This window comes from Mucilaginibacter flavus (assembly GCF_030409315.1).
Classification (GTDB): Bacteria; Bacteroidota; Bacteroidia; order Sphingobacteriales; family Sphingobacteriaceae; genus Mucilaginibacter; species Mucilaginibacter flavus.
Window position 1 is genome coordinate 40,489 of sequence record NZ_JAUFPS010000002.1, and the last position, 14,103, is coordinate 54,591.

Annotated in this window: 14 protein-coding genes; 7 read left to right on the forward strand and 7 right to left on the reverse strand. The window is 40.5% G+C overall.

All coding sequences use genetic code 11. The features are described 5' to 3' along the window. Positions 1 to 51: 51 nt before the first annotated feature. Positions 52 to 846 carry an ATP-grasp domain-containing protein gene (locus QWZ17_RS00695; protein WP_290302892.1) on the reverse strand — a complete coding sequence of 265 codons (795 nt, stop codon included), beginning with the start codon at positions 844 to 846 and terminating at the stop codon, positions 52 to 54. Positions 847 to 1,057: 211 nt separating this feature from the next. Here QWZ17_RS00695 and QWZ17_RS00700 point away from each other — a divergent pair, with 211 nt between their 5' ends. Continuing rightward, positions 1,058 to 3,523 carry a M1 family metallopeptidase gene (locus QWZ17_RS00700; RefSeq protein WP_290302894.1) on the forward strand — a complete coding sequence of 822 codons (2,466 nt, stop codon included), beginning with the start codon at positions 1,058 to 1,060 and terminating at the stop codon, positions 3,521 to 3,523. A 139-nt stretch (positions 3,524 to 3,662) separates the two neighbouring features. Here the strand turns inward: QWZ17_RS00700 and QWZ17_RS00705 are convergent, their stop codons facing one another. Both QWZ17_RS00705 and QWZ17_RS00710 read right to left on the reverse strand, forming a co-directional pair. Beyond that, the gene (locus QWZ17_RS00705; RefSeq protein WP_290302896.1) at positions 3,663 to 5,048 is read right to left on the reverse strand and encodes a hypothetical protein; all 1,386 of its coding nucleotides are present in this window, start codon (positions 5,046 to 5,048) and stop codon (positions 3,663 to 3,665) included. 188 nt (positions 5,049 to 5,236) lie between these two features. Then, entirely contained in the window at positions 5,237 to 6,496 is a 1,260-nt protein-coding gene (locus tag QWZ17_RS00710; RefSeq protein ID WP_290302899.1) for a prephenate dehydrogenase, read from the reverse strand. A gap of 126 nt (positions 6,497 to 6,622) precedes the next feature. Here QWZ17_RS00710 and QWZ17_RS00715 point away from each other — a divergent pair, with 126 nt between their 5' ends. Together QWZ17_RS00715 and QWZ17_RS00720 are read left to right on the forward strand one after the other, a co-directional pair. Then, on the forward strand, positions 6,623 to 7,399 hold the full coding sequence (locus QWZ17_RS00715; protein WP_290302900.1) for a hypothetical protein: 777 nt from the start codon (positions 6,623 to 6,625) through the stop codon (positions 7,397 to 7,399). Between the two features lie 146 nt (positions 7,400 to 7,545). Then, positions 7,546 to 8,169, forward strand: coding sequence for an NUDIX hydrolase (locus QWZ17_RS00720; RefSeq protein WP_290302902.1), 624 nt, complete (start codon positions 7,546 to 7,548; stop codon positions 8,167 to 8,169). 105 nt (positions 8,170 to 8,274) lie between these two features. Here QWZ17_RS00720 and QWZ17_RS00725 read toward each other — a convergent pair whose 3' ends face one another. Further along, entirely contained in the window at positions 8,275 to 8,976 is a 702-nt protein-coding gene (locus QWZ17_RS00725; RefSeq protein WP_290302903.1) for a carboxypeptidase-like regulatory domain-containing protein, read from the reverse strand. 200 nt (positions 8,977 to 9,176) lie between these two features. On the opposite strand from QWZ17_RS00725, the gene QWZ17_RS00730 reads away from it, so the two are divergent. Together QWZ17_RS00730 and QWZ17_RS00735 are read left to right on the forward strand one after the other, a co-directional pair. Further along, on the forward strand, positions 9,177 to 9,398 hold the full coding sequence (locus tag QWZ17_RS00730; protein WP_290302905.1) for a hypothetical protein: 222 nt from the start codon (positions 9,177 to 9,179) through the stop codon (positions 9,396 to 9,398). After that, positions 9,386 to 9,778, forward strand: a complete 393-nt coding sequence (locus QWZ17_RS00735) for a type II toxin-antitoxin system VapC family toxin (protein WP_290302906.1) — start codon at positions 9,386 to 9,388, stop codon at positions 9,776 to 9,778. Before QWZ17_RS00730 ends, QWZ17_RS00735 begins: the two co-directional genes overlap by 13 nt. A 103-nt stretch (positions 9,779 to 9,881) precedes the next feature. On the opposite strand, the gene QWZ17_RS00740 is transcribed toward QWZ17_RS00735, so the two are convergent. From QWZ17_RS00740 to QWZ17_RS00750, 3 genes are all read right to left on the reverse strand, one after another. Continuing rightward, positions 9,882 to 10,880, reverse strand: coding sequence for a toast rack family protein (locus QWZ17_RS00740; protein ID WP_290302907.1), 999 nt, complete (start codon positions 10,878 to 10,880; stop codon positions 9,882 to 9,884). Positions 10,881 to 10,884: 4 nt separating this feature from the next. Then, positions 10,885 to 11,502, reverse strand: coding sequence for a PspC domain-containing protein (locus QWZ17_RS00745; protein ID WP_290302908.1), 618 nt, complete (start codon positions 11,500 to 11,502; stop codon positions 10,885 to 10,887). Between the two features lie 188 nt (positions 11,503 to 11,690). Continuing rightward, on the reverse strand, positions 11,691 to 12,395 hold the full coding sequence (locus tag QWZ17_RS00750; RefSeq protein ID WP_290302909.1) for an SDR family oxidoreductase: 705 nt from the start codon (positions 12,393 to 12,395) through the stop codon (positions 11,691 to 11,693). A gap of 176 nt (positions 12,396 to 12,571) precedes the next feature. Here QWZ17_RS00750 and QWZ17_RS00755 point away from each other — a divergent pair, with 176 nt between their 5' ends. Both QWZ17_RS00755 and QWZ17_RS00760 read left to right on the forward strand, forming a co-directional pair. After that, positions 12,572 to 13,303, forward strand: coding sequence for an MlaE family ABC transporter permease (locus QWZ17_RS00755; protein WP_290302910.1), 732 nt, complete (start codon positions 12,572 to 12,574; stop codon positions 13,301 to 13,303). Next, complete coding sequence (locus QWZ17_RS00760) at positions 13,300 to 14,052, forward strand: ABC transporter ATP-binding protein (RefSeq protein WP_290302913.1); 753 nt, start codon at positions 13,300 to 13,302, stop codon at positions 14,050 to 14,052. Before QWZ17_RS00755 ends, QWZ17_RS00760 begins: the two co-directional genes overlap by 4 nt. Positions 14,053 to 14,103 lie beyond the last annotated feature (51 nt).

Here is a 14,103-nt window from a genome sequence, read left to right on the forward strand (position 1 = left end):
AATACACTATTGGGCTTTTCTATTATATATGCAGTAACTGGATTTATCTTGCTACCCTTTTATCCAATTTTGAGCAAACGCCTTGAAAGCTTCATTTACAAACGGAAAAACCGTAACATTTGGAATGTGATTAATCTCCAGCAAATACTTTTCACCATTTGAGCCTATCATATAATCCACGCCTACGGTTTGAAGGTTAAAATGTTGGGCTATAGCTTTACTATCAAGCAATAAGCCCTCATCAACTTCCATCTCCCATGATCCATCATTATGAATTGATTTTAACCAGGTATCGCCGGTTAATTTTATTTGCCAGTATTTATCACCAACAAGCATAATTCTTACAGCCTCGCCTTCAATAAACTCTTCAATTACCGATGTTTCAGCACTGGTCCATTCACCTATAAATTTATTTTTATCTTCACCACAATGCCAAATGCCCCACTTGGCAACAGTTTCTGTAGTGGCAGTATAATCCTGCACATCTATCAACATACCTCTTTTAATCCCGGCATATTTTGAAACCGCTAACGCACGTACCAACCCTGGGATACGTTGCCTCAAATCCATCATCCCCAATGCATTAGGCAAACATGGGCCATTCCATAATGCCAATAGGGTAATAAAATCAAAGTCATTACCATAAATACCGTGAAAAACAACCTTATCAACTAAAAGGAATTTCTCTGGCACTGATGGACTTTCAACAAATAATTGTTTTTCAATCAGTTTTACCTGAGGTACAACATCATAACACACAAATAAATATTCAAAACCTAAGTCTTGCTTTATAGCATTCACTTCGGCTTCCTCTAAACCAATTATTAAAACTCTTTTCTTATCCATTTTAACAAAGCTAATTATTTCTTTTCTGGTGGCCTGCGGTTTTCCCTAAAAAAGCATCTTGAATATAATTGCCAGGCCCAAAATTTGAGGGATATGAAAGCATATCCGTGGACGATGTTTGCGGCGAAATAAATATTTTAATAAATTTAGTACTATGTTATAAATAGTACCATACAATGCCATATATTTGTTTGTATAAAATCAAACGAATATGAAAACGCTGCGTATCACCCTGCTATGTTATACTTGTTTAATTACCATTACCGGGCTTAACCCCTTAAAAGCGCAACAAAAACCAGCGGATGTTATACCAAAAACATACCGTGAAACACCCGCTAAGATCAATGACCTGGTACATACTAAACTTAATGTAAGCTTCGATTATAAAAAGTGCTATCTGTATGGCAAGGAGTGGGTAACGCTTAGGCCACATTTTTATCCTACAGACACCTTAAGACTGGATGCCAAGGGCATGGACCTTAACAACATTTCGGTTATAAAGTATGGCAAAAAAATTCCGCTTAAGTTTACTTACGATAGTCTTACTGTAGCTATACAGTTAGATAAGGTATACCGAAACAACGAAAGCTATACTGTATACATTGACTATACCGCCAAACCAAATGAATTAAAAACCTCCCGCAAGCATGGCAAAGGCTTGTATTTTATTAACCCCAGCGGCACAGAAAAAAACAAACCCACTCAAATATGGACCGAAGGCGAACCCGAAAGTTCGTCGGCCTGGTTCCCTACTATTGATAAGCCCAACCAGAAAACCACCAGCGAAATAAGCATGACCGTGCCTGCCAGGTATGTAACCTTATCAAACGGCAGGCTGGCATCGCAAAAAACAAATACTGATCATACCCGTACCGATACCTGGAAAATGGACCTGCCAAATGCCCCATACCTGTTTATGATGGCCGTTGGGGATTTTAGTATTTACCGCGATAGTTGGCACGGCAAAGAAGTAAGCTATTATGTTGAGCCTAAATACGCGCCCTACGCCAAAGATATATTTGCCTCTACACCTACCGCCATTGACTTTTTTTCGCGAATTACAGGTATTGATTATCCTTGGAACAAGTACGCCCAGATTACCGTGCGCGATTATGTAAGCGGCGCCATGGAAAATACCACCGCCATGATGACCGGCGAAGGCGCGCAGGCTACCAAACGCGAACTGATCGACAGGATACATTATGACTTAGGTAGCATACATGAACTTTTTCATCAATGGTTTGGAGATTATGTTACCACCGAAAGCTGGAGCAACTTAACCCTTAACGAATCATTTGCCGACCTTGGCGAAATACTGTGGACCGAGTACCGTTACGGCCAGGATGCTGCCGATGAGCATGTGCGTGAAGGCTTACAGGGTTACCTTAACGATCCTAAAAACGCGACTAAAAACCTGGTTCGCTTTTATTATAATGACAGCCAGGATGTATTTGATGGTGTTACCTACCAAAAGGGCGGGCGTATATTAAATATGCTGCGACATTATTTGGGCAATGCCGCTTTTTACAAAGGGCTTAATATTTACCTTAAAGCAAATGCCCTAAAAAGCGCCGAAGCACAACAACTACGGCTTGCCATGGAAGAAGCCAGCGGCCTCGACCTGAACTGGTTTTTTAACCAGTGGTATTACGGTGCCGGTCACCCGGTGTTAAATATCAGTTATAAATGGGACCAGGGTACCAAAGTCGAAACCGTTTACCTGCAACAAACGCAAACCGGGCAAACGTTTATTTTACCTATGGCAATTGATATTTACGCCGACGGAAAAAAGAGCCGTCGTCAGGTTTGGATGCGCCGACAAGCCGATACCCTGATTTTTAAAACAGATAAAAAACCAGACCTGGTAAATGTAGATGCCGACAAAATATTAGTTGCCAAAAAGCAGGATAACAAAACACTGGAAGAGTACAGCTTTCAATACGCCAACGCTCCTTTATACCTGGATAGGTATGAAGCAATTGACGCGGCGGCGCAACAAAAGACAGCCGCAGGGCAACAGATTTTAATAAGGGCGTTAAACGACAAATATTATGGCCTTCGCCTTAAAGCAATGCAGGCCTTAAATATGGATAATGATACCATACGTACAGCGGCATACCCTTTAATTATAAAAATAGCGCAAAACGACAGCGTAAGCCTGAGCCGGGCGCAGGCTATTGTGTTTTTAGGCAAATTCAAAAAAACTACAGATATGGATTTGTTGAAGCAGGCGTTAAAAAGCGACTCCTACGCTGTACAAGGGGCTGCCTTATGGGCGATAAACCAAATAAACCCCGCAAAAGCGATGGCGCTTGCTCCAATATACGAAAAAGATAATGAAGGCGACCTTACCAACGCCCTGTATACCATATACACAGCCAACGCGGGCGATGACAAATGGAGTTTTATATTCAGTTTTTATATGAGTCGTTTTGAAGAATCGTGGTATAAACTCACTGAAAAATTTGCCGACTATATTGGAAGAATAAAAAATGTGGCCAATGTACAACAGGGCATTACCGAGATCAAAAAACTTGGCGTTCAATACAAAAAATATGTAGGGCCAGAAATTATAACGATTTTAACCAAGGTAAAAACACATCGGGCAGCGATGCAGGATGCGGCATCTGTGAAGATAATTGATGAAGCTATTGAGGAGATTAATAGGGCAAAATAGTTTAAGTATGATTACTTCAGTACCAATGTTTATCTGGAATAATCTGTCTTAAACAAGCACCGGAATTATAATTTCAGACTAAATATTTAAGGGACACGAAAGCGTATCCGTGGACCATGTTTGTGGTGAAGTAAACGAATCAGACAACGCTGCTTAACATTACAGTATGAGTAGACTTTCGAAAATCATCTTCGTTAGATACTACGTTGTATTCTCCAGTTATTTTATTTGACTTGTCCTTTTCTAATTTGTCAATAAGTATTCTCTTTTCAAAATCCGTGCGGTGTTCCGTTCTTTCTTTTAATCCAGAAAATATTTTTGCGCCAATTAACCCTAATAGTCCTAATCCTAAAGAAAGAGGGTTCATCCCGGTAAAACTTACAGAGAATATAGATAAAGTTGAAAGCATTACACCTCCATAATTTGGAGCGTCATATAACAATTCTGCTGGTCGCATAATCTCTCTGTTAATTGTTCGTCTTTCCTTTAAGAATGGAAAACATTTCAAAATTTCATCATCAATTGCAATTTTATACTCATCAAAGGAAAACATCGCGGTTCGTAGACCAGACTCCGTTCCATCATATCGATTCAAAGAATCTCTGAATTTTCTAAAACGGTCACTGTTGCGCAATTTCTCTATTGATTTAACACTCAATAGATTTATACCTGTTTCGTACTGTAGTAGGTTAGTTCTATAATACTCGTCTTTCCCTATCACTTTAATTTCGGATTTTCCATTCATGATATCAATATGGGGCTTATGCATGGCACCATAAATTGGATTAGCATTAAAAACCTTAGGTAACGCAGTTAAATAGGGAGCTTGTGAAATATCCAGAATGAATTTCTCATTTTGTTTCCACTCCTTGGCAAATCCTCGATTAAACAATTCCGCTCCGAGTTCATTTTTAAAATATGCAATGCCAACCCCGCCTCTTGGATTTATTTCGCCAGATTGCTTTAACCTTTTTTCGATCACCAAATCACTAACTTGATTCGCAAATTTTTCTCCTATCTTATCCATAACATTACCTCTGGATAAGACATCAAGCATATCGTCTGTAAACATTGCCCCCACCGACCCAAGAGAGTATCTTTCTATATTAACACTTTTAGTTAAGTTATCTAATTCGATAGTTTGGGCATACCTTTTTTGCACATTGATGTTCGAACTATTTTCCCAAGAACATTTTTTCCAACTTATAAAGCCTTTTACAATTTCATCAATTGTTGGATCGTAAATATATTCAGAAGGTAATTCAGAACTACTTTGCCTAATATCAATAACATTTCTTAAAGCGATGCTGAGGTTATCCTTGCTAAACAACGAACTAAATTCTTTATCTTCAAATAGTAAGAACCTTAAATTTTTATTATCTATTAGTTGCGAATCTGTTAACAACAACCTCTCTTCGAATAATAAAGAATGCTTAATATGAGCCTTCAAGCTTTCTCTTTTCGATGAATCTAAAGACAAACCAATAGAGCTATCTGCGATATGCAAAAAAGATGGGAGAATCATTGCTGTTTAGGTTAATTTTAAATCAACCTAATTTATGAAATTCCACTCAAAATCAATGTAAATTATATTAAAACGATCTATATTAAACTGTAAACCCCAATATATCACATAGAATGCGACAAGGTTAATAATCGCTTGTTAATATTCGTAAAAACTCATAATAAGTAAAACACCTTGGTAATTTCCCTCTATTCCATCATCAACCGTCTGATCAGCTCGGCGCTTTGGGCTTTGCCTTCATCCAGCCTGTCGGCAAAAAAGGCCTGCACATCGTTGAAGTGTTTTTTATAGCCCTGCATATCGCCGTAACCAATAATGGCCGACCATTCCCTTACCGCCGAGTGAAATTCCAAATCGTCGCCGCGAATGGTTTTATCATAAAGCGCGGTTTCAATAGATTCTTCTAACAACTCCTCGTTTTTAAACAGGTATTCGGCGATTCCCAAACGCAGACGGAACGGCGGGGTTTGGCAAATAAGATTATCATAAGGGTTTACGCCTAGATGGTACCAGGCATCAACCATGCTTAATATACTCAGGTGCGAGTTTGGTTTTTGATGATCGGCATTTTGCGAAAGCGAGAACTCCTTCATCACCACATCATTCAGCATAATAGGTTTACGGCTTTCATGAAAAACAAAATCGCGTGCACGGTACAAACGCTCCCTGAATGTTTTTGCCTCCTCCTTGATCATCAGCTTAAACAAATCCGATTCCGATTCGGCATAGCGTTTCACCTGCTGCCGGGCGTAAGGGTTTAATATGGCCAACCCGGCATATACGTGCGCTTTGTAGCTAAAAATACGCAGGGTGGTCAGGATTTTCACATTATCAATACCACCCAGGTATGACGCGTTTTCCCATGGGAAAAAACCGGCGGCTTTCCAGGCGGTGCCCATGCTTTCAAAACCTACGTGGGTAACGGCTTGGGTATCGGCTACAATTTTATCGTGTTCGTGGTAATCTTTGATCTCCACAATATCGCTCCCCACGGCGGTAAATAAATCATACATGCGCTGATAGGCATCGGCGGTAGCCCGATGAGGGATCAGGATAAGTGTTTGACCCTCCGGCTCAAAACCGGGCCCATGCATGGCATGAAAAGTAATAATCTGCGCATCGGCAGGCAGGTGTTTTTCAAATATAGCAATCTCTGGGTGTTTTACAGATGTTTGGCCGGCCACTATGGCACCATACTTGGTAAGCGGACCACAATCGGCCACTACCTGCTCTAATTTATCGGCCTCAACAGAGTAAACGATCAAATCATTGGTGCGCGATATTTCATGAGGGCTTTGCACAATTTTTATCCCCAAAGGGTTCAATTCGTTTTCGAGCCTCTCCCTGTTTTCGGGCAAATCGCAGCCGCTAACGGTGTAACCCGCTTTTGCAAAAGCTTTTGCGTATAAACGCCCCATATCGCCCAAGCCAATGATGCCTATATTCATGCCGCTAATATAACTATGAGTAGCAAAATTCCGTACTAAAGCTTACATTAGCGATCAGAAAGCTTAGAAAAACATAATAAAAACCATTAAAGCCCTGTTCTGTTACTAACAGGTACCTAATTTTACATGATGAACAAACATTTTATATTCCGTATCTCTGTTTTATTGGTAATTATTTCAGGAAGTATCAACTTTGGTTTTGCCCAGGATTCCGTTAAAAAAGCCGCTGCAAAGCCACCTGTGGTAAAAGCAGTTGTTCCCCTAAAGCCCACTTACACCAAGCCGGTAGTAAAATATAATCCAGCTGTTCCGGTGCCTGCCGGTGCCAAGCCCGCAACCGCTTATCCCGCTAAAACTGTTTACGCCGCCCGTCCAACGGCTGCAGATTCGGCATTGGCTAAAGACAAAAGTTTGAATGGCCAGTACCAATACCTTTTAAGCAAACTTTACCATTACCAGCAACCATTGGTACAGGCCTTATGGAAAAACCTTCAGGACAGCCTGTCTGTTGAGCGCCGCAAACTAAAAGAAGCGCAAACCACCCTTACTGTTCAGAAAAAAGAAATTGATAGTTTAAAAACCGATGCTACAAGCAAAGGCCAAACCCTGGCTGAAGCCAATGCCAAACGTGATGAAATTAGCCTTTTGGGCATTTCCTTTACCAAGGCCAACTACAACTTATTAATGTGGGGCCTGGTTATCGTTTTTGGATTAGCAGTTGCAGTTGTAATAGCCCGCTCGGGCGCGCATAGCCGCGAAGCTAAATACCGCATTAAGCTTTATGAAGAACTTGATGAGGAATACAAAACCTACAAAGCTAAAGCCAACGAAAAAGAAAAGAAACTGGCCCGCGAACTGCAAACCGAACGCAACAAGCTTGATGAACTGTTAGGCAGAGGATAGTTTTTGATTTCGGAATTGGAATGTTCAATTTCGGATTTATTACATCAGTAAACCGTTTTAGCGCATAATGCAACGTTACCGACAAAAACACCTGCTAAACAAGTTTAGCAGGTGTTTTTGTTATATTTTCTTCAATATAAATCTCAATGAACAACAACGAACTTTTAACCCTGATAACCCGCTTACGTTCGGTAGCGGATGTTGGCTTGCTTTACGCTAAAAACGAATATGATATTGAGCGCTATCACGAATTACAGCAGATAAGTACCCAAATGCTGGATAATGTTACCAATTGGGGAGCGGAGGCAATCAACTTTAACTTCCCGATACCAACCGACTACCCTACCGTAAAAGTTGATGTACGTGGCTTACTACTCAATGCCGAAAACAAAATATTGCTGGCCAGGGAAAGCGCTGATGGCAAATGGTCGTTACCAGGAGGCTGGGCCGACATTGGCTATAGTGCAACGGAAGTGATCGTCAAAGAATTTCAGGAAGAAACAGGGCTTGATGTAGTAACCGAGCGACTGCTTGCCGTATTCGACAAAAAAATGCACCCGCATCCGCCGCAACCTTTCTACGTATACAAGATGGTATTTTACTGCAAAGCGGTTTCAACAAGTCTTAACAAAGGTTTTGATGTGCTTGATGTAGCCTATTTTGATATTAACGATCTGCCCGAACTATCTGAAGACCGGATCTTGAAAAGCCAGGTAGAGCTACTTTACAAAAAAGTTATTGATGGAGATTTGAGCGCGGCAGCAGATTAATTTTCATTTCGGATTTCGGAATTTCAATTTCGGATTTATTTATCAGCAGGCAATTTAATAATCAAGCTGCCTACTGCAAACTGCCCACTGCAAACCGAAAACTGCCTATTGCAAACTGGCAGGAGCGGGAGCCAACTTAGGTAATACCTTTTTATTGGCCGGCAGTGCCTGGTACTTTTTATAAGCATCGTTGATATAAACCGTCATACTCGGCGCATTGTTATTTTTCAGGAAAGCATAGCTTGGGCGATACATCGACATAAAGTTTTCTAATTCGGGCCCTCGTAGAGGTACTACACTTTTTACATAATCAACATTAAAGGCTTCGTCTATCTGCCTATCTTCCTCCTCGCGTTTAAAGTATCTTTTTAAACGCCTTGCGTCCTTACCTTCTTTACTAAACCATGTTGACGGCGACATTACCGACACCTTGCTTTTGGTATAAACCTCGGGGTATTCTTTACGGGGGTCAAATGCTTCCTTGGTATCGGTTACATTCACTTGCCTTAATGAAATGGTTTGGGTAATCATCTCCACCTTTTTAGGGCGAAGATCTGTCACGTACAGCGTATCTGAGGTGTAGCCCGGAGAGTTAAAAATTAATGTATGGCCTACCTCCGTGCGGATAATAAAATTACCGTTATCATCTGTTATGGTGATTTGTTTATTGTTAACATCTTTAACAAAAACATTGGCCAGTTTATCACTTTTGTTACGCTCATAAACGGTGCCTTTTAAAGGCTCCTGTGCACGGGCGCTCATGGCAAAAAATACAATGGCAATCAACAAATAATAGGTAGGTTTCATAGTAGTATATATAAACTGTAAAATAAACCTATTTTTTGCAACAATGGTTTTCATTTTAACATAAATAACGCAATGTAAAGGATTATTGACAAAAGTGTGAGGGTAACCACGTTTTAAACAATTGCGAATAAAAAACAATACACCAAAGGAAATTTAAACTATCATTAAAATTTAGGTAAATTTGATTACAAAATTTAGCGATGGATACATTACTCATAGAGGTTACTAATCAAAATGCGTACAACCTAATCAAAGAGCTTGAAAAACTACATTTGATTAAAGTGCTAAAAAACACCTCCGCCCCAAAAGAAAGACTATCTGAAGAAAGACTATCTGATAGATTTGCGGGTAAGTTGCCGATAGCTGATGCCAAAAAACTTCAGGAGCATATTAAACAAAGTCGTGAAGAATGGGATATTTAATAGATAGTAATGCTATTATTGATTATCTAAGCGGTGTCATACCCGCAGAAGGAATGATTTGGCTTGGCAATATCATTAATGAGTCTCCCATTATTTCAGTGATGACTAAAATTGAAGTACTGGGTTTTAAAAACCCAACCGACACTGAAGTGTTATTAAACGATTTTATTGATGCCTGTATAATCGTCCCTCTTTCAGAAGAAACTATAGATCAAACTATACAAATCAGGAAAAAGCATAAAATAAAAACTCCTGATGCCATAATAGCCGCCAGTGCTAAAGTTTTAGCACTTACTTTAATTTCCAGAAATATTACTGACTTTAAAAAGATTAATGGTCTGAAGGTTATCGATCCGTGGGAAATTAATTCCGTTAAATAATTGATCTTATAAATGCTTTACCTCACAAAAAAAGCCGCTCTATTTTCATAAAGCGGCTTTAATAAATATATGTTAGTACTGTCCCGGTTTGTGTCTGGGAGGTTTAATAACGGTTCACTTTAAAGTTAGATATAGCACCAGTCATGTGGATGTATATCTTGTTTTTGGCAGCATCAAAGCCAGGAGTTTCGTAAGTGTTATTATCTCTCCTACTAAAACCTGGGAAATCATTTGATGACAAACCTGTATTCGAATTAACGCTGCAAGCTGCATCTTTTGGCACACTGATATTAACATCAGATACACCTGTTGAAACTTCAACATTTGTTTTCTCTAAAGGCTGTCCAAGCTTCACATCAAACGATGCTGCACCACCCTTTAAAGATACACTTTTTATTTTGAATTTGGTTAAATCAAAATCTAATTTTGTTGCGCCGGTTTCTACATAAATATCCCAGATAGGATTAGGGTTAAGTTTAATATCGGCCCGGTTTGATTTGTTATCCTCCGAATCAAAGTTCCAGCCCTTGTTATTATTCTTCATCTTCAGATTTACAACATAAACCGAATCTTCTTTATTGGTATTAAACTCGTACTTACCATAAAACTCTTTGGTTTGCGCATTAAACAACTGGTTGGTAGTATCACTAAGGGCATAAGTGGTGCCTCCGCCGCTGATGTTAAGGCGGGCCAGTTTGGCATCCGGCGTATATTCTTTATTAAATATGCTGCTGCCTTCAATTTTAACTACGCCGTGATCCGTATTGGTGCTGTCGCTGTCGTCATTGTTATCGTCACCATCATCGTTGCTGTTATCGTCATTCCAATGTACCATGCCGCCTGGCCAAAAGTTATAGTTATCGCCAAAACGACCAAACAACAATAACGCGAAACCTGCAACCACAACGCCTAATTTCAAAACAGTTGCCAAAGGCGATTTGTTACCTGCAAACACCAGGTTTACACCACCTATAATTAAAAATATAGGCCAAAGGTGCAATATATTCATCCAGTGAAAATCAATCACGTTAAAGTTGTGGAGCAAAAATATGGCTCCTATACACACCAGGATAGCACCCGGAACTAATTTATCGCTTCTCATGATATTATATGGTTGAAGTAGGGTTATTAAAATTATTGTCTTTAGGCTCTTCTTTTAAGGGTGCCTCGTCTGTGGCCTTTACTTCAGGCTCAACAGTTGCGTTATCTTGCCAGTTGTCTTTTTCCCATGGCTGTTTCTTTTGACCCGATACAATGATGGCTATACCACCTACTACCAATATTGCCGGCCATAACTTAGCAATGTGCCAAAAGAATATGAGGTGTAACTCGTGCAGCAAAAATACAGCGCCGAAAAATATTAAAAACATTCCAACAATTACTCCTACTGTTGAGGCAGATTTTTTAGGAGCATTAAAGTTGTACGGTGTTCCCTGTACCGGCTCAAACGGCGTGCTTTGTGCCGGGCCGGCGTTATCAAACGGGCTGTATGGCTGCTGCGGGTTCATACGGTAATCAACTCCCGGGTTAAAATAGGCCGGACCTTTTTTGGGCAGTACTATCCAAAGTACCACGTAAGCCATTAAGCCGGTACCCATAAATATAAAGGTGAGTAAAAACATAGCTCTTATTACAGCTACATCAATGTCGAAATATTCGGCCAATCCGGCGCAAACCCCACCTATTTTCTTCCGGTATTCATCCCGGTAAAGTCTTTTTTCCATAATTTATCAGATATTGTTCAAGTTTGTGTTTGTTTTGATGATATAAAAGTACGTTGGGTGGCTAAATCTACCTATACAATATAGGTTAGCGCGGTCAACATGTCGGTGAAACGCCGGGTTTCGGCGGTGAAAATCTCCGGTGAAATTACACCGATCATACACAATCTATCAATATCTGTTAAATACGCCTATAATTGACCCGGCGCGGGCTTAATGATCAGCTCATCAACATTGGCCCCGGGGCTCATTCGGTATATATTGATAATCGCTGATGCTACATCCTCTGGCAGCACCATCGTATCCTTATCAACAACAGCGTCCTTCCATGAATCGGTTAAGGTTGAACCAGGAATTATGGCGGTTACTTTTACACCATGATCCTGCATTTCCAACCGCATTAATTTGGTGAGGCCCAGCAGCGCGAATTTAGTTACGCTGTAGCTACCTGCCTGCACAACCGGATTAAGCGATGCTACCGAACAGATATTAAAAAAATGCCCCTTGCGGGCGGCTATCATCGTTTTACCAAAAAAACGGTAAAGCTCATAGGTGGGTATAAGGTTGGTATTTATTTGTTTTTCTAAAGTATCTTCGGCATCATCCAAAATACTGGTTGGCGTAAACATGCCCAGGTTGTTCACTACTACATCTATAAAGCCTAATTGCTGCTGCGCTGCCGATGCGAATGCCTTTAACTCTGTTTTATTGCTACCATCGGCAACCTGCGCAAAAACCTGTGTGCTCGGGTTGGCCGCAAGCAGCTCATTTTTAAATTGTAATAATTCTTTTTCATTCCGAGAACAAATTGCCACGTTTAATCCTTCATTAGCAAATGCGATGGCAATGGCACGGCCCATGCCTTTGGTTGAACCGGTGATGAGTGCGTTTTTCATGAGTTTTAGTTTGATGAATGGTATTTATTTAATGCTATGTGAAGCTAATAAGCGCTAAATTACGTAAGCTGCAATAATAGGCTATAAAATGCGTCTATTTTAGGCAATTAAACATTAGCGGGCGGTAAGCTAAATTTAAAAATGTAATTTTATCCGATTTTTTACACATCTATTCTATGATTCAAAGTTTAGGCAGATATATACTTTTACTACGATTAAGTTTTAGAAAGCCCGAAAAGTTCCAGGTGTACTGGGCCGAGGTAATGCGCGAAATGGTTTCGGCAGGTATTGGTTCATTGGGTATCATCATGATCATTTCTGTATTTATTGGTGCTGCTGTTACTATTCAAACCGCGTTTCAGTTGGTTAGTCCGCTAATTCCCAAATCGGTAGTTGGTGGTATCGCCCGCGATTCAACCATCCTGGAGTTTAGTCCTACCATTTCGGCGTTGGTGCTTGCAGGCCGTATAGGTTCAAGCATGGCATCGCAAATTGGCACCATGCGGGTTACCGAGCAGATAGACGCCCTGGAAATTATGGGGGTAAATGCCCCGGGCTACCTGATATCGCCCAAAGTAATTTCGGGTGTTACCATGTTTCCGCTGTTGGTTATTGTATCTGTGTTATTAGGCTTTACCGGTGGTTACATAGCCTGCTTAACATCAAGCGAAGTAACTACTTATGATTTCATCAGCGGTTTATCTGATGGTTTTAATCCTATCATTATCACTACCTGCCTGGTTAAATCGGTGGTGTTTGGCTTTATAATTACCAGCATTTGCAGCTACCAGGGCTTTTACGTATCGGGCGGGGCGCTTGAGGTTGGCCAGGCTGCAACCCGCGGCGTGGTATTTAGCTGCGTAATGATATTAATGTTCGATTTAATTATTTCCCGCCTTTTCTTATGATCGAGTTACAGAATATCAAAAAAACATTTGGCGAGAACGAGGTGCTTAAAGGCATCAGCTCAACTTTTAAACCGGGCATCAATAATCTTATTATTGGCGGCTCGGGATCTGGTAAAACCACCTTATTAAAATGTATAGTTGGCTTACATGAGCCTACCGAAGGCGATGTGCTTTTTAATGGGGAAAACTTTACCGATATGACTTTTGAACAGCGCGTACCTATCCGTACCCACATAGGGATGCTTTTTCAAAACTCGGCTTTGTTTGATAGCATGACGGTGGAACAAAACATCATGTTTCCTCTTAACCTGTTCACCAATCAAAGCAAAGCGGAAAAACGCGACCGTGCCAACTTTTGCCTGGAACGCGTGAACCTGGCCGGTAAAAATAAATTATTCCCTTCTGAGCTATCGGGCGGGATGAAAAAACGTGTAGGTATTGCCCGTGCTATATCTATGCAACCCAAATACCTTTTTGTTGACGAACCCAACTCAGGACTTGACCCGGTTACGTCGATCCTGATAGATGATCTCATCAGCGAACTTACCGTGGAGTACAACATGACCACCGTTGTAGTTACCCACGATATGAACTCGGTAATGGGTATTGGCGATCATATTGTGTTTTTACACCAGGGCAAAAAATGGTGGGAAGGCAGCAACAAAGAAATTGCCCACACCGATAACAAAGAACTCAACGACTTTGTATTTGCCAGCAGGTTTATGCGGGCAGCGAAAGCGAAGCTTTAATTAGTAGTAAGTATATAGTAGTAAGTAGTAAGATAGCTGCACTCACTTATA